The following is a 20,464-nucleotide window of genomic DNA, read 5'->3' on the forward strand; positions in this document are numbered from 1 at the left end:
GCCTGCGTCGGAGGTCGCGTTCGGTTCGGTAGCGAATGCCGATCGACTCATTCGCCGGTTTCTGGCCGGCGTGCGTCGATGCCGAGCCATCCCCGACCATCGACGGGGATGACACCTTGGCTTGTCCGGTCATCATGGGTGGCGATTCGCGGGTTGGGGGCAGCCATGAAGAGTAGCGGCGGCCGGTATTTCGAGGACTTCAGGGTTGGCCAGGTCTTTCGTCACGCCAGTCCTCGCACCGTGACCGACGGCGATGTCGCCTTCTACAGGGCTCTCACAGGCAGCCGTTTCGCCTTGCAGTCGTCGGACGATTTCGCGCGCGCGGTCGGGCATCCAATGGCCCCGATCGACGACATGCTGGTCTTCAACATCGTGCTCGCCCAGTCGGTGCCGGATGTCGGTCTCAATGCCGTCGCCAATCTTGGATATGCCGGCTGCCGTTTTCTCGCACCGGTCTATCCGGGCGAGACGATCTCGGCGGTAACCGAGGTGATCGGCCTGCGCGACACTGGTGGACGAACCGGCGTCGTCTACCTGCGGACCACCGGCCACAAGGAAGGCGGCGTCGAGGTGATCGATTTTGCCCGCTGGCAGACGGTGCGCAAGACCGAGGAAGGTGTGCAGCCCTTCTCCGAGCAGCTGGTGCCGCCCCTGCCGGCCGCGGTTCCCGCCGACGCGCTTGGCGTTCTCCTGCCCGTGCTTGATCTGTCCGCCTGGGATAGCGGGCTTTCCGGCAGCCGCTTCCGTTGGGGCGACTACGAGCTCGGCGAACGCATCGATCATGTCGACGGCGCCCTCGTGGACGAAGGCACCACCATGATGGCCGCCCGCTTCTTCGGCAATCCGGCCCGACAGCATCCGCTGCCCTTCTCCGATGAGCGCTCGCGCGGCCGTTGGCTGGTGTCCGGTGGCCTGGTCATGGCCATCGGTCGGGCGCTGATGTTCAATGGTCTCGGCAACGCCATCCATGTCGCGGCCATCAACGCCGGCCGCTATGTCGGGCCGCTGTTTACGGGTTCGATCATCCATGCCTGGTCGACCATTGTCGGCAAGGAACTGATCGATGGCCGCGACGACCTCGGGGCGCTGCGTGTCCGTCTGGTCGGCACGCGCGATCAGCCGGCGGCCGATTTTCCCGATCGGGACGAGAATGGCGCCTATCTGCCGTCGGTCGTGCTCGATCTCGATCTTTGGCTGCTGATGCCGCGCTGACGCCTGTCCGATCTCGCCTCAGCCCCTGAGTTCCGCGGCCAGCAGGCGGCGAACGGCCGTCTCAGCCTCGAGGGATACCTTCTTCCGATCGGTGTCGCGGTCGAAACGGATCGGCTCGCCGAAGACGATGCTCACGTCGAAGTCGGAGGCTGCGAGGAGCTCCTTTGCGTGTGGCACAAGGTCCTGGTCGCCAACCCAGGATACGACCGAGCGTCCCGAGCGACCGAGCGGCAGACCCAGCATGTGGGTGTAGGCGATGGCGACGGGCTGTACGAACACCGCTTCGATGCCGGCTTCGTTCAAGGCGGCGCGGGCGGCGCCGAACAGCGACGAGCGGAAGGGCAGAACCTGGTTGCCGTCGGACGTGGTGCCCTCGGGAAACAGCACGATGGCATCGCCTTCGGCCAGTCGGCGTCCGATACTGTCCGCCTGATCGGCGGTGGCTCCGCGTCGAGCCCGGTCGACGAAGACCGAATGCTGCAATCGGGCGAAGAAACCGATCAGCGGCCAGGTGCCCACCTCGCGCTTGGCGACGAAAGACAGCGGCATCACCGCGCTATAGGCGGAAATGTCGATCCAGGATGCGTGATTGGCGGCGAGAAGCAGAGGCCGTTCGACCGCCGGCCGCCCGCGGACGTGCAGCCTGATGCCGAGCGTCCACAACGCCAGCCGATGGAACAACATCTGAAGCAAGCCGGCAAGGCGCCAGCGGAATCGCCGAGCCGGCAGATAGAGAAGAATGAGAATGAAAGCGGCCACGGAAAACAGCGGCAGCGTCAACGCCGCCCTGACGTGGCCTGGTTTCACGCCTTGTCCTCCGTGCCGGCTTCGTCGAGCGGCACGCCATAAAGCTCAAGCCGGTGGTCGATCAGCTTGTAGCCGAGCTTGCGAGCAACCTCGCGCTGCAGCGCCTCGATCTCGTCGCTGTGGAACTCGACCACGGCGCCGGTACGGAAGTCGATCAGGTGATCGTGATGCTCGTCGGGCAGCGGCTCGTAGCGCGAACGTCCGTCGCGGAAGTCGAGCCGGGCGATCATGCCCGCGTCGTCGAACAGCTTGACGGTGCGGTAGACTGTGGAGATCGAGATGTTGTTGTCGATCGCCGAGGCGCGCCGATAAACTTCTTCGACATCGGGATGATCGACGGCCTGCTCAAGCACGCGCGCGATGATTCGCCGCTGCTCGGTCATGCGCATGCCGCGCGCCGCACAGGCTTCTTCCAAAGAGAGCGGAGTGGTTTCCTCGGTCATCGCGGGTACCCTCGAACTGTCTGGCCGCCGTCGCCGGCCAAATATGGGTTATTTGAGATCGGCTCGCATGACAAGGGCGTTCGCGGTACCGCCGGCATAGTAGTTGGCGCGGCGGCCGACCTCGCGGAAGCCGAAGCGGCGATAAAGCGCGAGCGCGGCGCCATTGCTCTCGTCCACCTCAAGAAACAGAGAGGCAATGCGCATGAAATAGAGCCGGCGGATCGCCTCGTCCATCATCAGGCGCCCTACGCCACGGCCACGTCGGGCCGGTGCGACGGCGACGGTCAGGATCTCGGCCTCGTCCGCGGCCGCCCTGATCATGACGAACCCGACCGGCCGGCGAGCAAAGGGCGTCCGCCCCTCGCGAGCAACGATCGTGGTCACCGTGGGGTCGGCGATCAGGGCCTCCATTTCCGTGGCCGGCCAGCCATGGCGGAAGGCATGTGCGTGCAAGGCTGCGAGGTCGTCGGCGTCGGTGACACGGCCGGGCTCGCAGATCGGACGAGGGGCGGCGAACAGGCGCGTGAGGTCGCAGAGCTTCATGGCGTCGGAGTTGATGCGAGAAGACCGGGTACGGGCGGCTGCGGCTTGGCGTCGGGCGCCCTGAGGTAGAGTGGGCGGGGCACGGCTGTGTTTGGTTCTGCGACGCTCCCGAGCCGTGCGAGGGCCAGCGGGTTCGTTGCAGACATCGTGTCGACGGGCGGCACTCGCAAACCGGAAATCGCCGCCTGATGCGCAAGGATCGCCGCACCCGAGCCGGCGATGACGGCGGCGCGGGCGCCCAGGCGATCCAGCACGCTCTCCGCATCGGCGGCGAAGGGAGGCTCCAGCACCTCGCCCTTCGGGCCGTAGAGAGCGGCATAGATCTCGCCGCGCCGCGCATCGACGGCGGCGAGTATGGGGCCGTCAGCCGGCTCTTCGAGCGATGCGGCGATGAGACGAAGCGCGTCGATGCCCACCACCGGAACGCCAAGTGCCAGGCCGAGGCCGCGCGCTGCCGCCACGGCGATGCGAATGCCCGTAAAGCTGCCCGGGCCGACATTGACCGCGATTCGCCCAACGCTTTCGATCTCGGCGCCGGCTGTTGTCAGGACGTCGTCGATCAGCGGGAACAGCCGTTCGGCATGGCCGCGCGAGATCGTCTCCGCGCGCATCATGTCCTTGCCTTCGCCCACGAGGGCGACGGCAATCCGGTCATTCGCAGTGTCAAGCGCCAGGGTCAGCATCGGCCCCGTTTATCCCGACCGGCGGTCCCTGTCGAGCAGCGAAGCCGCATCGTCCACCTTCCCATCGTCCAGGGCGCGCGCGGGGCTTGCACCGAAGGACGGGCGCGGCCAAATTAGCTCAGGCCTTAAGGGAGCTTGGGTATCGTGGTGACGACAGGTGGACAGGGCGGCTTGCGGGAACTCGACGCCCGATCGCGCGATATCTTCCGTCGCATCGTCGAGGCTTATCTCGACACCGGCGACCCCGTCGGCAGCCGCAACATATCGCGTCTTCTGGCCGCGCCGCTGTCGCCCGCCTCGGTCCGCAATGTCATGTCCGATCTGGAGGCGGCGGGCCTTCTCTACGCACCGCATACGTCAGCCGGCCGGCTGCCGACCGAACTCGGCTTGCGCTTTTTCGTCGATGCCATGCTCGAGATCGGCGATCTCACCGAGGGTGATCGATCGGCGATCGAAGGCCGTCTCAAGGCGTCGGGCATCGGCAAGAGCGTTGAAGACGTGCTGACGGAGGCCTCGCAGACGCTGTCCGGCCTGACGCGCGGCGCCGGTGTGGTGCTGACGCAAAAGGCCGATCCGCGGCTCCGCCACATCGAGTTCGTGCGCATCGAACCGACGCGCGGCATCGTCGTGCTGGTCGGCGACAACGGCACCGTCGAGAACCGGCTGATCGATCTGCCCCCGGATCTGCCGGCTTCCGCCTTGCAGGAGGCGGCAAATTATCTGAACGCCCGCATCCGCGGCCGCACTCTCAGCGAAACGCGCGCCGAGGTGGAGCGCCAACGCGCCGCCCGAAAGCTCGAACTTGATACCTTGACAGCTCGCCTCGTCGATGCCGGTCTGGCGTCCTGGTCGGGTGCCGACGGCAGCCGGCCACAGACGCTGATCGTTCGCGGGCGTGCCAACCTGCTCGACGACGTCAGGGCCGCCGAGGATCTGGAACGCATCCGGGCGCTCTTTGAGGAGCTGGAGAGTTCCGAGGATCTGATCGAACTACTCGGCCTTGCCGATGCTGGCGAGGGTGTCCGCATCTTCATCGGCTCGGAGAACAAGCTGTTCGGCCTGTCGGGTTCGTCGCTTGTGGTGTCGCCCTATCGCGACACGGAGGCGCGGGTGATCGGCGTCGTCGGCGTCATCGGTCCGACCCGGCTCAACTACGCGCGTGTCGTGCCTATGGTCGATTATACCGCCCGTGTGGTCGGTCGCCTTCTCGGCTAGCCGAGGAGGTTGTCAGTCGGTTGGAAACTCATCGAATTGTGGCAGAGCGTCCGAAATTTCGAACCAAGATGCCTTGGAGCCGGCAAAGATATGCGCGGTCGGCCTGATCGACGGTGGATCGACCAAGGTGCCAAGAGTGACATGCAGATAGGCCCCGTCGCGGACCTGCGAGTAGAGTAGGGAGCCGCAGTGCGCGCAATGGACATCGTGGTTGCCGTCGCCGAAGCGCATGACGTCATCTTGGCCGCGCACCAGGGCCAGTCGATCCGCCCGGATGCCCGCGAAGGGCTTGAAGGCGGATCCGGTGGCTCGGCGGCAGTTCGAACAATGACAGTTCATCGCATATTCGAAGGCGTCGTCGACCTCATAGCCTACCCGACGGCAAAGGCATTCGCCCCGAAGGCGGTTTGTTTCCAGCATCATCCGATCTCGTTCCCGTTCGGCAGAGGGGCGGATATCCTTCGCATGGTAAGGGCCAATCGTGGCATCTCACGCGGCTAGGACTGACATTGTCGCTCTGCCGCAGCATACTTGCAGGTCAGTGCGCGGGGAAAGCGGAGCCAAGGGTTGATTTTCGTGCCCGAAACCCTCAAATCCGGGGCACGTTTGGCGGCGGCAGCCGCGTTGAGATAGTATGAGGACAAGATGGCAGACGAGACAGCACAGACTCCCGACCCGGCCGCTCCCGAACTGGACCCGGTGGTCGACCAGGGGCTCCAGCGTATCGCCGCCCTCGAGAAGGAGGCGGGCGATCTCAAGGATCAGCTTCTTCGCACCCTCGCCGACATGGAAAATCTTCGCCGTCGTACCGAGCGTGAGATCGCCGATGCCCGCACCTATGCGGTGACTAACTTCGCCCGCGATATCGTCGGCGCTGCCGACAACCTGACGCGTGCCATCGCCGCCGTCGACGCCGAAGCGCGCGCGACCGGTGGCGAAGCGCTGATTTCCCTGGTCGAGGGCGTCGAACTGACCGAGCGCGAACTGATGAAGGCGCTCGAAAAGCATGGCGTCAGCCGCGTCGATCCCGCTGGCGAGAAGTTCGACCCCAACTTCCACCAGGCAATGTTCGAAGTGCCAGATCCCAGCGTGCCGAGCGGCACTGTGGTGCAGGTGATGCAGGTCGGCTTCAAGATCGGCGAGCGCGTTCTACGGCCGGCTCTCGTAGGCGTGGGTCGTGGCGGTCCGAAGGCGGCGCCTGCCGAGGAGGCCGCCCCTCAGACCGAAACGCCGGCCGAAAGTGGCCACAAGGTCGACAAGACGGTGTGAGCCGAAGCCGGCCGGAACACAAGAAAGGGCGTCCGTGCGGGCGCCCTTTTCCTTTTCTCAAGGTTGTTTGGACTTCGAGGCCCCCTTATACGCGCTTTCACGTAAAAGGGGCTGGCAATTGAACGCCATCGCGTCTAGCGTCGGACCAGGCCCCAGGAGGGGATGGTCGCCCTCGGGCGGCAATGTCGGAACGGCCCCGCGTCGCGCGCGGGGGACATTGCCAGCCCGGCGGCAGACGCGCCAAGGGCGCAGTCCCGCCGCCGGTGTTCGCTCAGTCGTCCATCTTGAGCGCGGCGATGAAGGCTTCCTGCGGAATTTCCACCTTGCCGAACTGGCGAAGCCGCTTCTTGCCTTCCTTCTGCTTGTCCAGAAGCTTGCGCTTGCGTGTCACGTCGCCGCCGTAGCACTTGGCCAGCACGTCTTTTCTCAGGGCCCGGATGGTTTCGCGGGCGATGATCTTGCCGCCGATCGCCGCCTGGATCGGGATCTGGAACATGTGCTGCGGAATGAGATCCTTCAGCTTCTCGCACATGGCGCGGCCGCGACGCTCCGCCTGGCTGCGGTGGACGAGCACCGACAGCGCATCGACCGGTTCGGCGTTGACGAGGATCTGCATCTTGACGAGGTCACCCTCGCGATAGTCGCTGAGGTGATAGTCGAAGGAGGCGTAGCCCTTGGAGATCGACTTCAACCGATCGTAGAAATCGAACACCACTTCGTTGAGCGGCAAATCGTATTGCACGATGGCCCGGCTGCCGACGTAGGAAAGATCGATCTGGATGCCGCGACGGTCCTGACAAAGCTTCAGGATGGCGCCGAGATAGTCGTCCGGCGTCATGATCGAGGCACGGATCCAAGGCTCGGAGATCTCCGAAATGCGCGTCACTTCCGGCATGTCGGCCGGATTGTGAAGCTCGATCTCCGAGCCGTCCGTCAGCGTCATCTTGTAGATGACCGACGGCGCGGTGGCGATCAGATCGAGATTGAACTCGCGTTCCAGGCGCTCCTGAATGATCTCGAGGTGCAAGAGGCCGAGGAAGCCGCAGCGGAAGCCGAAGCCGAGGGCGGCAGAGGTTTCCATCTCGAAGGAGAAGCTGGCGTCGTTGAGGCGCAGCTTGCCGACGGCGGCGCGCAGATCCTCGAAGTCGGCGGCGTCGACCGGGAACAGGCCGCAGAACACGACGGGCTGCGCCGGTCGGAAGCCGGGCAGCGGTTCGGCGGTCTGCCGGCGCTCATCGGTGATGGTGTCGCCGACGGCGGTGTCGGCCACTTCCTTGATCGACGCGGTGATGACGCCGACCTCTCCGGTCGTGAGCTTGTCGCAGAGCTGGAGCTTGGGCGTCATGTAGCCGACGCGCTCGATCTCGTAGACGGCGCCGGTACGCATCATTCTGACCTTCATGCCCTTCTGCAGCTCGCCGTCGATGATGCGCACGAGCACCATGACGCCGAGATAGGCGTCGTACCAGCTGTCGACCAGCATCGCCTTGAGTGGCGCCTCCGGATCGCCCTGGGGCGGCGGCAGGCGCTTGACGATCGCCTCCAGCACACCCTCGATGTTGAGGCCGGTCTTGGCGGAAATCTCCACCGCGTCGGAGGCATCCAGCCCGATCACATCCTCGATCTGGCTCTTGACCCTCTCGGGCTCGGCAGCCGGCAGGTCGACCTTGTTGAGGATCGGCACGATCTCGTGGTTGTTGTCGATGGCCTGGTAGACGTTGGCCAGCGTCTGCGCTTCGACGCCCTGGCTGGCGTCGACCACGAGCAGCGACCCTTCGCAGGCAGCAAGCGAACGGCTGACCTCGTAGGCGAAGTCGACGTGGCCGGGCGTGTCCATCAGGTTGAGCGTGTAGGTCTCGCCGTCCTCCGCCTTGTAGGCGAGACGGACGGTCTGGGCCTTGATGGTGATGCCGCGCTCGCGCTCGATATCCATCGAGTCGAGGATCTGTTCCTTCATGTCGCGCTGCGCGACGGTACCCGTCGTCTGGATCAGGCGATCGGCAAGCGTCGACTTGCCATGATCGATATGAGCGATGATGGCTAAGTTGCGGATGTGGGAGAGCGGCTTTGTCGTCATGGCCGGCTAGATATCATTACCCTGCTCCACCGCCAAGCACCTGACACTCGGCCGAAGCAAGGTTTTCCGAGCCATCGGTGATCCGGCAACGTGGCCGACGCGACTTATGTCGTGAACGCGATAAGTGTTTTTCTGAGCGGTGCCAGTCGCGGCCTTCGTTTATCAATGAGAAATGGTCGAATTTTCGGTGGCGTGAAGACCTCTTGGCAAAGAGGTACGGGTGCCGGGGAGACGGGGGTATACGTGGAGAAGCATCTGTCGAACAAGTTTGCCGCCCTGTCGCTTGCCGTTACCGATGCGACGATTTCCGGAGATGCCGCTCTGGCGCCGACGGCTGTCGCCGCCTTGATCACCGCCGCCAACAACCCTCCGGCGAGCATTGGCGAGATGGCCGCCATTGTCGGTCTCACCCATTCGGCCACTGTGCGTCTCATCGATCGGCTGGAGGCCGACGGCTTGCTGCATCGCCGTCGCCGGGTCGGACGCGAGGTGTTGGTGGAGATCACGCCGGCCGGACGGCGCCGGGCGGAGGGGTTGCAGGATCACCGCCTGGCCGAGAGCAACGGCTTCCTCGCCTGTCTGTCCATAGAAGAGCGCGTTCTTCTCGACCGGCTCGTCGACCGAATGCTGCGCGCTCATGCCGCGCGCGGTCATGATCGCCGCCGCTTGTGCCGCATGTGTTCGCGGTCCAGCTGCACGTGCTGCTTTGACGAGAACCTTGACGAGACCAAAGAGGCGTCGCCTGACGGCACCGCGACCTGCGAGGACGCCTGATCGCCCGCCGTGCTACGCCAATCCTGCCTTGCGATAGGTCCAGACGCGGGCTGGTGGCAGGTTTCGGACGATCCACCCACTGGCGTCGAGGGTCCATTTCCCGGCCTCGGCGGGAACCGGCGGCACGAGGGCATAAGAGAACTGGATGAAGGGCCGCCCCGGCTCGAGGGCCATCATCCCCTCATCGAGCAGCTGGCGTCGGCGAAGCGGAGGCTGCGTGAACAGGGGGAGCGAGGAGACGATAGCCGCAACCTTGTCGACGCTGGCGCGCCGCACCGTTTCGCCGAACTGGTAGGCATCGCCGACAGTGACGCCAATGCCTGGAAAACGGCTCCGGATATGCTCGGCGAAGTCGGGGTTGTACTCTATGGCCAGCAGGCGTTCGGGTGCGATGCCGCGCTGGAGGAGGGCGGCTGTGACCGCGCCGGTACCCGGCCCCAGCTCGATCACCGTTCCGTCCCAGGAAGGGTCGACGACGCCGGCCATGGCGCGGGCAAGCCATCGCCCCGAGGGACTTACGGCACCGGTCGTCAGCGGCTTTGCGGCCCAGCTCTTCAAGAACTTCAGGTCGTCCGAATACTGGCAACGCACGCGCTTTGCTTCGGCGACGGCCTCGTCCCGCCAACGGTGCACGAACATTCTCCACTCCCCAGTTCGGCGTGCAGACGTTGCGGGCCGCAGCTCGGGCGTCACATGCCGGGATTTTGACAGTGGGCTCAACCGCCCAGGTTGTCAAAGAAATCGCGCACGCGGGCAAAGAAGCCAGCCGACTCTGGATTGTTCTCGCCCGAAGATTCGCGTTCGAACTCCTCAAGCAGCTCGCGCTGACGGCGTGTGAGGCGTTGCGGTGTTTCGACCGTGACATTGATGTACATGTCGCCGACATCGCGCGAACGCAGCACGGGCATGCCCTTCGACTTGAGCCGGAACTGCTTGCCGGTCTGGGTACCCTCGGGCACGCGAACCTTGGTCTTGCCGCCTTCGATGGTGGGGACTTCGAACTCGCCACCCAGCGCGGCCGTGGTCATCGAGATCGGCACGCGACAGTGGAGATCGGCGCCGTCGCGCTGGAAGAAGGCGTGCGGCCGAAGAGAGATGAAGATGTAGAGGTCGCCGGCCGGGCCACCCCTCAAGCCGGCTTCGCCTTCGCCCGAAAGACGGATGCGGGTTCCGTCCTCGATGCCAGCCGGGATGTTGACCGACAGCGTCCGTTCCTGCGTCGTGCGACCGGTGCCCGAGCAGGCGTCGCAGGGGTTGGCGATAGTCTCGCCGCGTCCCTGGCAGGTGGGACAGGTACGCTCGATGGTGAAGAAGCCCTGGCTTGCCCTGACCTTGCCGCTGCCGCCGCACGTGCGGCAGGTCTGGGGGCTGGTTCCCGGCTTGGCGCCAGTGCCTGAACACTTGACGCAGGTGATCGACGTGGGAACGTGGATCTCGACGGTCTTGCCGGCAAAGGCTTCTTCCAGCGTGACGTCGAGGTTGTAGCGCAGATCCGCGCCCCGCTCGCGTCCGTTCGGCCGGCTGCGTCGGCCGCCGCTCATGAACTCGCCGAAAATGTCGTCGAAAATGTCGGCCATCGAGGCGCCGAACCCGGGATCGGCGCCGCGGCCACCCATGCCATTTTCGAATGCGGCGTGGCCGAAGCGGTCGTAGGCGGCCTTCTTCTGAGGATCCTTCAGGACCTCGTAGGCCTCGTTGGCTTCCTTGAAACGGACCTCTGCGGTGGCATCACCCGGATTCTTGTCCGGATGCAACTGCATGGCGAGCTTGCGAAAGGCGCTCTTCAGCGTCTTCTCGTCGGCGTCGCGGGGAACGCCCAGCACGTCGTAATAATCGCGTTTGGCCATCGTCTGTCCCGAGGTGGAGAACCCTGGGCGGCACGTCTCCGCCCGCTCTCAACAGGAAGCGGCTCCCCGGTTACTCGACCGGAGAGCCGGATGCGCAGGAAGCTCGGCCTCAGCCGTTCTTCTTGTCGTCCTTGACCTCTTCGAAGTCGGCATCGAGGACATCGTCACCCTCGGTGCTCGGCTTCTCCTCGGCGCCACCCTGCTGGGCGGCATACATAGCCTCGCCAAGCTTCATGGCCGCCTGGGCGAGGGCATTGGTCTTGGCCTTGATATCCTCGGCGTCGTTCGAATCGATCACCGCCTTGAGGTCGGCAATGGCGCTTTCGATGATCGACTTGTCCGAAGACGAGACCTTGTCTCCATAGTCGGCAAGCGACTTCTCGGTCGAATGGATCAGCGCCTCACCATGGTTCCGCGCTTCGACCGCCTCGCGGCGCTCCTTGTCGGCGGCGGCATTGGCCTCGGCATCCTTGACCATCTTGTCGATGTCGGCGTCGGAAAGACCGCCCGACGCCTGGATGCGGATCTGCTGCTCCTTGCCGGTGCCCTTGTCCTTGGCCGACACGTTGACGATGCCGTTGGCGTCGATGTCGAAGGTGACTTCGATCTGCGGCACGCCGCGCGGCGCCGGCGGCAGGCCGACGAGATCGAACTGGCCGAGCAGCTTGTTGTCGGCCGCCATCTCGCGCTCGCCCTGGAAGACGCGGATGGTCACCGCGCTCTGGCTGTCCTCGGCGGTCGAGAACACCTGGCTCTTCTTGGTGGGGATGGTCGTGTTGCGGTCGATGAGGCGTGTGAACACGCCACCCAGCGTCTCGATTCCGAGCGATAGCGGCGTCACGTCGAGCAGGAGGACGTCCTTGACCTCGCCGGCGAGGACGCCGGCCTGGATGGCGGCGCCAATGGCGACCACCTCATCCGGGTTGACGCCCTTGTGCGGCTCGCGGCCGAAGAACTGCTTGACGGTTTCCTGCACCTTCGGCATGCGCGTCATGCCGCCGACCAGCACCACCTCGTCGATCTGTCCGGCGCTGAGGCCGGCGTCCTTGAGGGCCGCCTTGCAGGGCTCGACGGTCTTCTGGACCAGATCATCGACCAGAGCCTCGAACTTGGCGCGGGTAAGCTTCAGCGTCAGATGCTTGGGACCCTTGGCGTCGGCGGTGATGAACGGCAGGTTGATCTCGGTCTGGGCCGAGGAGGACAGCTCGATCTTGGCCTTTTCGGCGGCTTCCTTCAGACGCTGGAGCGCCAGCTTGTCGCCGCGCAGGTCGATGCCCTGTTCCTTCTTGAACTCGTCGGCCAGATAGTTGACGAGCCGCATGTCGAAGTCTTCACCGCCGAGGAAGGTGTCGCCGTTGGTGGACTTCACCTCGAACACGCCGTCGCCGATCTCCAGGATCGAGATATCGAAGGTGCCGCCGCCGAGGTCGTAGACGGCGATGGTCTTGGAGTGGTCGGACTTGTCGAGGCCGTAGGCGAGAGCGGCGGCCGTCGGCTCGTTGATGATTCGCAGCACTTCAAGGCCGGCGATCTTGCCGGCGTCCTTGGTGGCCTGACGCTGAGCGTCGTTGAAATAGGCGGGCACGGTGATGACGGCCTGCGTCACGCTGGTGCCGAGATAGGCTTCGGCCGTCTCCTTCATCTTGGCCAGCGTCATGGCCGAGATCTGCGAGGGCGAGTATTTCTTGCCGTCGGCATTCACCCAGGCGTCGCCATTGTCGCCCTTGACGATGGCGTAAGGCACAAGATCCTTGTCCTTGGCCACCATCGGATCCTCGAACCGGCGGCCGATCAGGCGCTTCACCGCGAAGATGGTGTTCTCGGGGTTGGTGACCGCCTGCCGCTTGGCCGGCTGGCCGACCAGGCGCTCTCCGCCGTCGGCGAAGGCGACGATCGACGGCGTGGTGCGTGCGCCCTCAGAATTCTCGATCACCTTGGCATTCTTGCCGTCCATGATGGCGACGCAGGAATTGGTCGTCCCGAGATCGATGCCGATAACCTTGCCCATTTCGTCACTCCGTTCAGGCAGACCGTCCGAACCCCCTTGCGAGGCATTCGGCTAAACGCCGGATTCCCGGCCGGTCCCCGTTTTTACCTTGAATGCTGACCGGGGAACTCCCCGAATTCGGCCGGTATATAGGTTGCCGGCGAAGGCGGCGCAAGAAGCTGGATGCTGCGCAAAGGACGGTTGCAGCGAGAAAAGAAGGCTTCTTCCGCGAGCTCGTCATTTGTCATCGAGAGCATCGGGGCTGGGGCACAGCGGCTTCTCAACGGGCGGAGGGGCTGGAGTCGTTTTGTCGACGGCGTAAAGAGCGGCAAAACCGGCATCGGAAATTCTAGTCAACCCGTCTGGCATGACCGATCCGACATACCGGTCGGGATAGTCGGCGTTGACGACCAAAACGTAATCGAAGCGGTCTCTCCAGTCCGCAAGATAGGGCGCGAAGGGCAGGTATGCATTCCTCACGCTTTCACAAAGGAGCGCTCCGGTAGAAACCAGATTGCCTTCCGGCACCGAAATATCGCGAAATTTGTCAGTGACGACGAGAGGCTGTTTGCCGGTGGCCGTGAACAGGGTTGGCACAAATGCCCCCCTTTGAGACGTGGCGAGTGTTGGCAAGTGCCGGATGGTGTCCTGACCCCAGAAGAAGGATCGGCTGGCATGGAGCCAGGCCGTCGGGTTTGGGTGTTGGTGGGCCACGGGAAGAACACTGCTATTCGGCGGCAATGCGGCGATAGCGCGCTGAACGGCGGTGACATCTTGTTCGCCCTGCCACCAGAAGACAGCAACGGCAAGGGTCCTTGCAAACACTGCACTGGCGGTGGCCCCGATCAACCACCGACGCATCGACCCGTGAGCGTCCGGAAAAGGACGCACCGCCGCTGCCCCCGCGAGCAGGGTCATAATTGGAAAGCGCCAACTGATCCAGCCCGTCCCCATCGCATGGCGCGGCGCCAGCAACGACAGAACGAAAAGGAAGGAGACCGAAATGAGAAGACCGAAGTGAACGGCGATTTTGTGCCGACTGCGCGCTTCGACGATTATCAAGGCGATCGGTACGAACAAGGCGACGTCTAGAGGCGTAGAATACGATGTGATCGCGCTGAGGAAGTTGGAGAGAGCGAGAAGCGGGGTATTCCAGGTGAGATTTACTGCTTGGCCATCCCCGGGAAGCCCCTTGGCGCTGAAGACGAGAGCGACAATCGGCGCCAAACCGACGACTCCCGCAAGGACGATCCGCGACGCTGCCGCACCAAGTTTACGGCGGTTGGCGAAGTCACGAAAATGCCGCGGCAACTCAAGGCCCGCCGACAGCACTAGGTAAAATCCGGCCGCGAAAACATGGTCCAATGTCAACACGAAGCAGGCGACGGCTCGCCACAAACTGATGAACAGGAGCCGACGTTGGCCGACTCGCAGATCAAGGAGCGCAAACAGGAAGGCAAGACCGAGGCCTATCTGGAAGTTGATGAATCCCCCGATGAGCGTGGTCGACCATGCGAGAAACAGGATCGCTATTTGGAAGGGATGATCTTTGCCGAACAGCGCCCGATTGAGCATGATGGCCCCGAGCGGCGGTAGGACAATGGCCAAAAAGAGAAGCGACCGAGCCAGCACTTCCGGTCCGATGAGCGGACCTAGCCAATAAGCCAGAAGGTCTATTCCAATGTTGGTGCGAGCCTGACTCCAGTCCACTGCGTAAGCGCTGCTTAAGAATGGCTGATCGAGACCGCCGGCCAGCAGGAAGATTCGAGCAAGATGATTTGGATAGTCGAGTATCGGGGGAACGCGAAAGATCGCAACGAGCACCGCCACCGCCAGAACGAAGAGCGCAACATAGAACCCGGAGTGCATAAGCAGGGAGTTGTACGGAAGCTGCGCGCGAGGCAGGGCAGACTGTTCCTTAATCACGCGTTCCGGTCCGGTCGTCATGTGTATGAAGGTCAGGTTCAACGCCAATTGCCCGCTCCACGGCAGCTCTTCGCTCCGACGGGCGCATGTTTGCGGTCATCAGTTCGAGCGGGCGGCTGACGCCTCCCCGACTGACGGAGTCCACGGCGAACATTGGTCGCTGCTTGGCTTCCTCGACAAGGCGGCCGAGATACTCGCCCATTATGCCCATGCCAATGAACTGGATCGAAAAGAACCCGGCAACTGTCGCCATCAAACTGGACCAGCCTGCAACAGTGTGACCGGCGAACCACTGAACCAGTGTGTAGCCCACGAGGGCGACGGCGATCACAGCGGAAAGGAAGCCCACCCAAGTTGCGATACGCAGGGGCACCGTCGAGAAACTTGTGATGGCGTCCAGCGCGAAGCGAACCATCTTCCGCAAAGGATATTTCGTTTCGCCGGCAAAGCGAGCGTCTCGTTCGTAGGGCAACGCAACTTGCCGACCACCGACCCAACTGACCATGCCTCGAATAAACCGGTCGCGTTCCGGCATGGCGAGAAGGATGTCGACGACTCTACGGCTCATCAGCCGGAAGTCACCAGCGTCCTTGGGAATGGGGACCGACGTGAGACGACCAAGAAGACGATAGAATGCGGCTGCGGTCACCAGTTTGAAGCGTGTTTCTCCGGCGCGGCTGCTGCGTTGGCCATAGACGACATCGGCTCCTCGATCCATGATTGGTGTCATCAAGAGCAAAAGTTCTGGCGGATCTTGAAGGTCTGCGTCGATAAGCAGGACACGTTCGCCCCGCGCGACCGACAAGCCGGCAGTGGCCGCCATCTGGTGACCGTAATTGCGCATCAGCCGCACCCCGATGAGATTGGGCAGATCGCATGAGTGGGCGGTGATCAGGTCCCAGGTTGCGTCGGAAGATCCGTCATCGACAGCGATGATTTCATAATCCTGCCCAACCGCTTCGGTGGCAGCAAGAACCATTCGCCGCACGAACTCATCAAGCCCGTCCTGTTCGTTGAAGCAGGGTACGACAATGGATAGGCGGGGCGAGACGAGGCGGTCGTTCATGATGTGCTCAAGGTCGAGGCGCTGAAGGTTTATGATAGCAGCGACTTCTCAATCCTTGATTAAGGCTGCTCTCTCCTGACGAGGCTTCCGGCCAACTTGGACGTGAGGGGCGGCATGCCGCCGTTTGATGAACAAATTGTCACGAGACCGTCGGCGAAATGTCACTATCCTCGCTGCAAGGATGTGATGGTGGCTATGCATCTTGGCGGAGGGCTCACGATGTTCGGACTTCCCAGCACTTTCCCAGCGACACAAGCGAGGCTCAACCTAACGGACGGGGGCGCGACGCTCGGTCGCATGGGGGCGCTTGAAGTTCGGCTTGCCCGCTCCGCCGGCGAGGTTCGCGCCGCCCAGGCGCTTCGTTACCGCGTTTTCTATGGAGAGATGCAGGCGACCGCCGACCCGCGCACTCTCTTGCGCCGCCGCGATGCCGATGCGTTCGACCGTTACTGCGACCATCTGCTCGTGCTCGATCACGACGATGTCGAAATCCGGCCATTCCGCCGGGCCCGGCCTCGCATCGTCGGCACCTACCGACTGCTCCGCCAGAAGGTGGCCGAGCGTCATAGCGGCTTCTACACTGCCGGTGAGTTTTCCATCGAGCCGCTCCTTGCCCGCCATGCCGGCTTGGAGTTTCTCGAACTCGGCCGATCCTGCGTCATGAAGGCCTATCGCAGCAAGCGCACCGTCGAGCTCTTGTGGCAGGGGATCTGGGCTTACGTGTTGAACAACGGCGTCGATGCCATGATAGGCTGCGCCTCCTTCGAAGGCACCGATCCCAACGCTCTCGCCTTGCCGCTGTCCTTCCTGCACCACCATGCTTCGGCCGACACCGACTGGTTGGTCGAAGCGCGACCCGAACGGGCCGTTTCCATGAACCGGTTGCCGATCGAGGCGGTGGATATGCGCGCCGCTCTCGCCGGAATGCCGCCGCTTATCAAGGGCTATCTCCGCCTTGGCGCCATGGTCGGCCGCGGCGCCGTCGTCGATCGCCCCTTCGGGACCACCGACGTGATGATCGTGCTGCCGGTCGATCGCATCTCCGAACGCTACGTCAAATACTACGGCGCCGACGCCAGCCGCTACGCCGCCTGATCCTCATCGGTCTTGAACACGAAACGCGAGTAGCCGACGAAGTTCATCACCATGCCGACGCTGGTGCCGGCAGCCACGGCCAACACCGGCCGTAGCCCAGGCAGGAGCGCCAGGACCGCAGCAAAGACTAGGTAGTTCGCGCCGATCGAAGCGAGCGATACCGCAAGATAGCGCGCCCGCCGGCCGGATACCCGGGCACGCCGTTCCTTCCAGGTGAAGTTGCGGTTGATGGCATAGGTGACGGTGATGGCTATGGCGACTGCGAGGATACGGCCCAGATAAGGGCTGACACCAAACGCAGCCAGCGCCTCGGTCAAGCCGGCGTCGATGACAAAGCCACTGAGGCCCGCTATCGCGAAGCCGCCGAACCTTCTGACGACGAGGAGCATCTCAGCCAGCCTTGCGTCGGCCAGGTCGATCGCCAATCCGACGCAGAAGATCCCGGAGCACAGCTAGGTTCGCCGCCGTTTCCGCTTCCGCCGGCTCCTCCGTCGGACGGAGCGAGGGAATCGACAAGTAGAGAATACGCTTCTGCTCGACGCGGAAGCGCGCGAGACTGTCGAGCACCAGGCCGGCGGTCGCCAGAAGCGCCGCGAGGATCATCAGACCGGTCGACAGCAAGGCCGTGGGCAAGCGCGGGACCAGGCCGGTCTCGACATAGGTCGCGAAGACCGGTAGGGCGAGGATGAGCGAGGCGACTGCGAAAAGGCTCGAAAGCACGCCGAAGAACAGGCTCGGCCGCGTTTCCTTCACCAGCATGGCGAACATCATGAGAATGCGGAAGCCGTCGCGGAATGTCCGCAGCTTGGACGGTGCGCCTTCGACGCGGCGCCCGTAGTCGAGAGGCAATTCGACCGTGGGGATGTGGAGCTGGCCGGCATGCACCGCCATTTCGGTCTCGATCTCGAAGCCGTGCGATACGGCGGGAAAACTCTTGACGAAACGCCGCGTGAAAGCGCGATAGCCGGAGAACACGTCGCTGAAGTCTGGGCCGAACAGGCGGCGATAGAGGCCGTTGAAAAGACGATTGCCGAAGGCATGCCCGGAGCGACCGGCATCGATGGTGACGTTGCGGCGAACGCCGACGGCCATGTCGGCCCGCTCGGTGATCAACGCCCGCACGAGATCGACGGCGTCGCGAGGGTCGTAGGTGCCGTCGCCGTCGGCCATGACGTAGATGTCGGCGTCAATATCGGCGAACATGCGGCGAACCACATGCCCCTTACCCTGCCGGCCTTCACGGACGACCTCGGCGCCAGCCACGCGCGCCTCAATGGCGGTCCGGTCGGAAGAGTTGTTGTCGAAGACGAAGATGCGGGCCTCCGGCAGAGCGGTTCGGAAACCGAGCACGACGGCTCGGATCGTCGCCCCCTCGTTGTAGCAGGGAAGCACCACGGCGATGTCGAGGCCCGGGAAGGCGGCGTTGGAATCTGTTGCGCTGTCGCTTGCGGTCATGGTGCCATCCGGAGGATGCGGACCGCGACGGGCGGTGCGCCGCCTTTACCTTTTATCCATCGTGTTAAGGCAAAGCTAACGACGCTTCGCATGTGCCGGGCTTTCCTGCGTTCCGTCGTCGGCTTTGGTCAATGAATTCCAAACAAGGCGCCTTTGGCGCCGCACCTGTTCTCTTCGGTTTCGTCCTGCGCGCTCGGTTGGTCTTCGCTGTCGCGTTGGGACTGTTCGTCGTGGGACTCGTCGCGGTCAATCGGCTCGCCGACCTTGGCCCCGCCTGGGACGATCCCGACGCCATGATGCGACTGGTGGAAGTGCGCGATTTTCTTGGCGGCCAGAATTGGTTCGACCTGACGCAGCATCGGCTCGATCCACCCGGTGGCGTGCTGATGCACTGGTCGCGCCTCGTCGATTTGCCGATCGCCGCCATTGTTCTCGCGGCAACCCCTTTTGCCGGTAGTGCCGGGGCTGAACTCTTTGCCGCCACGGTCTGGCCGGTCCTGCTGGTGATTCCCTTCGCCTTCGCGCTCGCCTCGGTCGCCGGTCGTTTCGGCGGCGAGACCGCCCGTCTCGTCACGCTTCTGATGATCTTCCTGTCGCCGCAGGTGAAGGCCGTATTTGCACCCGGCAGCCTTGATCATCACAACGTTCAGGCGGTGTTGCTCGCCTGCGTCCTGATGGGGCTGGTGCGGGCCGACCAGGCCCGCCGCTGGCCGGTCGCCGCCGGGGCTGCGGCGGCTGTCAGCCTGGCGGTCGGCATGGAGACGCTACCCGCCATCCTGCTGGCCATTCTCGGCCTCGCCATAGCCTGGACCGTCAATGCCGATCGTTGGCGGCGCGGTCTGATGCTGTTTGCCGGCGCTTTGATCGCCGGCACGCTGCTGGTCGCCGCCGCGACCATACCTCCCTCGCGCTGGTTGGTGCCGGCCTGCGATGCGCTGTCCTTTGCCTACCTGTTGCCGGTGGTCATCGGCGGCGGCGCCGTGATTGCGCTGGCGGCCTTGCTTCGCGGCCACGGCGATGGTGTTCCGGGTCTCCTGATGCGTGGCGGAGCGTTGGTCGCTGTCGCTTCGCTCCTGGTGGCTGTGGCCGCCGTTTTGTTTCCGACCTGTCTTACCGGTCCCTACGGCGATATTGATCCGGCCATTCGGCCGATCTGGCTGGACCATATTGATGAGGCGCAAGGCTTTCTGTCGACGCTCGAGAACCGGCCCGGACTGGTGATGCCGGCATACTTCGCCCCGTTCGCCGCTCTCGTCCTGGGGGCGAGGGCGCTTCGCCGCATGCCGTCCGCCGACCGGCCGGCTTTCGTCATCGTGCTGTCCATTCTCGGTGGCTCGATCCTGCTCGGCGCGCTGCAGCTGCGCGCGCTCGTTGGCGCTCAGGTGGTCGCTTCGGCAGCCGTTGGCGTCGTCGTGGCCCTGGCCATCAAGGCAACGGCCGGGCGTGACGACGCCCGCGCGATAGCCCAGCGCTGGAGTTGGCTCGCTGCTGTCCCGGTTTTGTGGATGCTTCTCGTCACGGCGGTCGATCGCCTGTCCGGCCAGCCGGACGCAGAAGCGGTCAATGTTGCGACCATGACCGATTGCCGTGCCTTCTTTGGCGACGTGCTCGGCTCGCGCGCGCCGGGTCTCGTCGTGGCCACATCGAACTTCGGGGCCTTCCTGCTCAAGGCGACCCCGCATGCCGTGCTGGCGGCGCCCTATCATCGTGGCGCCCACGGCATCCTGGCTGTCGATGCCGTCTTTACGGGCGCCGATCCCGAGGCCGCGTTCCGGGCCACCGGCGCCACCTATCTTGCAGCCTGTGCCGGCGATCCCGAGCTGAACCAGATGGCCCAGCGCGCGCCGAACGGACTTGCAGCCCGCCTGATCGATGGCGTAAGGCCGCCTTGGCTTGCCGAGGTTGCCTCTGGGCCGGCCGGGATGATCTTTTCGGCAAGGCCGTCTGGGCTCGACGTTACCGGTTCGCTGCCGATGCTGAGGCTTCGCCCATCGATCCGCGATTGACGGGGGCTCCTGACTTGGACTGGGCCCGCCTATGCCGCTCCGTTTTGCGGCTTGGTTAA

The 20,464-nt window shown here is 64.1% G+C and carries 19 protein-coding genes; 6 read left to right on the forward strand and 13 right to left on the reverse strand.

All coding sequences use genetic code 11. From position 1 onward, the window contains the following. The first annotated feature begins 165 nt into the window (after nt 1-165). On the forward strand, nt 166-1,212 hold the full coding sequence (locus tag M4J39_RS10385) for a MaoC family dehydratase (RefSeq protein WP_251727770.1): 1,047 nt from the start codon (nt 166-168) through the stop codon (nt 1,210-1,212). Nucleotides 1,213-1,230: 18 nt separating this feature from the next. Here M4J39_RS10385 and M4J39_RS10390 read toward each other — a convergent pair whose 3' ends face one another. Genes M4J39_RS10390 through tsaB form a run of 4 tightly spaced genes read right to left on the reverse strand, consistent with a single transcriptional unit; the run spans nt 1,231 to nt 3,688 of the window. Continuing rightward, nucleotides 1,231-2,019 carry a 1-acyl-sn-glycerol-3-phosphate acyltransferase gene (locus M4J39_RS10390; RefSeq protein WP_251727771.1) on the reverse strand — a complete coding sequence of 263 codons (789 nt, stop codon included), beginning with the start codon at nt 2,017-2,019 and terminating at the stop codon, nt 1,231-1,233. Beyond that, nucleotides 2,016-2,462: a Fur family transcriptional regulator gene (locus M4J39_RS10395; protein WP_251727772.1), complete on the reverse strand. Its 447-nt coding sequence runs from the start codon at nt 2,460-2,462 to the stop codon at nt 2,016-2,018. The genes M4J39_RS10390 and M4J39_RS10395 overlap by 4 nt, the downstream gene beginning before the upstream one ends. Nucleotides 2,463-2,510: 48 nt before the next feature. Next, nucleotides 2,511-3,005 carry a ribosomal protein S18-alanine N-acetyltransferase gene (gene rimI, locus M4J39_RS10400; RefSeq protein WP_251727773.1) on the reverse strand — a complete coding sequence of 165 codons (495 nt, stop codon included), beginning with the start codon at nt 3,003-3,005 and terminating at the stop codon, nt 2,511-2,513. Beyond that, nucleotides 3,002-3,688, reverse strand: coding sequence for a tRNA (adenosine(37)-N6)-threonylcarbamoyltransferase complex dimerization subunit type 1 TsaB (gene tsaB, locus M4J39_RS10405; RefSeq protein WP_251727774.1), 687 nt, complete (start codon nt 3,686-3,688; stop codon nt 3,002-3,004). The genes rimI and tsaB overlap by 4 nt, the downstream gene beginning before the upstream one ends. Nucleotides 3,689-3,832: 144 nt before the next feature. On the opposite strand from tsaB, the gene hrcA reads away from it, so the two are divergent. Continuing rightward, a complete protein-coding gene (gene hrcA, locus M4J39_RS10410; RefSeq protein ID WP_251727775.1) occupies nt 3,833-4,903 on the forward strand; it encodes a heat-inducible transcriptional repressor HrcA in 1,071 nt (356 codons plus the stop codon). Between the two features lie 12 nt (nt 4,904-4,915). Here hrcA and M4J39_RS10415 read toward each other — a convergent pair whose 3' ends face one another. Next, nucleotides 4,916-5,326, reverse strand: a complete 411-nt coding sequence (locus M4J39_RS10415) for a GFA family protein (protein WP_251727776.1) — start codon at nt 5,324-5,326, stop codon at nt 4,916-4,918. A 222-nt stretch (nt 5,327-5,548) separates the two neighbouring features. Here M4J39_RS10415 and grpE point away from each other — a divergent pair, with 222 nt between their 5' ends. Beyond that, nucleotides 5,549-6,172 (forward strand): nucleotide exchange factor GrpE, encoded by a 624-nt coding sequence (grpE, locus tag M4J39_RS10420; RefSeq protein WP_251727777.1) that lies wholly within the window; start codon nt 5,549-5,551, stop codon nt 6,170-6,172. A 271-nt stretch (nt 6,173-6,443) separates the two neighbouring features. Here grpE and lepA read toward each other — a convergent pair whose 3' ends face one another. Beyond that, nucleotides 6,444-8,249: a translation elongation factor 4 gene (lepA, locus tag M4J39_RS10425; RefSeq protein ID WP_251727778.1), complete on the reverse strand. Its 1,806-nt coding sequence runs from the start codon at nt 8,247-8,249 to the stop codon at nt 6,444-6,446. A 243-nt stretch (nt 8,250-8,492) separates the two neighbouring features. Here lepA and M4J39_RS22910 point away from each other — a divergent pair, with 243 nt between their 5' ends. After that, entirely contained in the window at nt 8,493-9,023 is a 531-nt protein-coding gene (locus M4J39_RS22910) for a MarR family transcriptional regulator (RefSeq protein WP_251727779.1), read from the forward strand. A gap of 12 nt (nt 9,024-9,035) precedes the next feature. Here the strand turns inward: M4J39_RS22910 and M4J39_RS10435 are convergent, their stop codons facing one another. From M4J39_RS10435 to M4J39_RS10455, 5 genes are all read right to left on the reverse strand, one after another. After that, nucleotides 9,036-9,662: a class I SAM-dependent methyltransferase gene (locus M4J39_RS10435; protein WP_251727780.1), complete on the reverse strand. Its 627-nt coding sequence runs from the start codon at nt 9,660-9,662 to the stop codon at nt 9,036-9,038. A gap of 77 nt (nt 9,663-9,739) precedes the next feature. Continuing rightward, a complete protein-coding gene (dnaJ, locus tag M4J39_RS10440; RefSeq protein ID WP_251727781.1) occupies nt 9,740-10,870 on the reverse strand; it encodes a molecular chaperone DnaJ in 1,131 nt (376 codons plus the stop codon). 109 nt (nt 10,871-10,979) lie between these two features. Next, entirely contained in the window at nt 10,980-12,878 is a 1,899-nt protein-coding gene (gene dnaK, locus M4J39_RS10445) for a molecular chaperone DnaK (protein WP_251727782.1), read from the reverse strand. A gap of 216 nt (nt 12,879-13,094) precedes the next feature. Further along, a complete protein-coding gene (locus M4J39_RS10450; protein ID WP_251727783.1) occupies nt 13,095-14,831 on the reverse strand; it encodes a hypothetical protein in 1,737 nt (578 codons plus the stop codon). Then, nucleotides 14,776-15,849, reverse strand: coding sequence for a glycosyltransferase family 2 protein (locus tag M4J39_RS10455; protein ID WP_251727784.1), 1,074 nt, complete (start codon nt 15,847-15,849; stop codon nt 14,776-14,778). Before M4J39_RS10455 ends, M4J39_RS10450 begins: the two co-directional genes overlap by 56 nt. A 219-nt stretch (nt 15,850-16,068) precedes the next feature. Between M4J39_RS10455 and M4J39_RS10460 the strand changes: the two genes are divergently transcribed. Next, the gene (locus M4J39_RS10460) at nt 16,069-16,944 is read left to right on the forward strand and encodes a GNAT family N-acetyltransferase (RefSeq protein WP_371875440.1); all 876 of its coding nucleotides are present in this window, start codon (nt 16,069-16,071) and stop codon (nt 16,942-16,944) included. On the opposite strand, the gene M4J39_RS10465 is transcribed toward M4J39_RS10460, so the two are convergent. After that, nucleotides 16,932-17,369: a GtrA family protein gene (locus M4J39_RS10465; RefSeq protein WP_251727786.1), complete on the reverse strand. Its 438-nt coding sequence runs from the start codon at nt 17,367-17,369 to the stop codon at nt 16,932-16,934. The genes M4J39_RS10460 and M4J39_RS10465 overlap by 13 nt on opposite strands. Beyond that, on the reverse strand, nt 17,335-18,399 hold the full coding sequence (locus M4J39_RS10470; protein ID WP_251727787.1) for a glycosyltransferase: 1,065 nt from the start codon (nt 18,397-18,399) through the stop codon (nt 17,335-17,337). Before M4J39_RS10470 ends, M4J39_RS10465 begins: the two co-directional genes overlap by 35 nt. Nucleotides 18,400-18,530: 131 nt before the next feature. Here M4J39_RS10470 and M4J39_RS10475 point away from each other — a divergent pair, with 131 nt between their 5' ends. Further along, nucleotides 18,531-20,405: a hypothetical protein gene (locus tag M4J39_RS10475; protein WP_251727788.1), complete on the forward strand. Its 1,875-nt coding sequence runs from the start codon at nt 18,531-18,533 to the stop codon at nt 20,403-20,405. The last annotated feature ends 59 nt before the right edge of the window (nt 20,406-20,464 follow it).

This window comes from Pleomorphomonas sp. NRK KF1 (assembly GCF_023721755.1).
GTDB lineage: Bacteria > Pseudomonadota > Alphaproteobacteria > Rhizobiales > Pleomorphomonadaceae > Pleomorphomonas.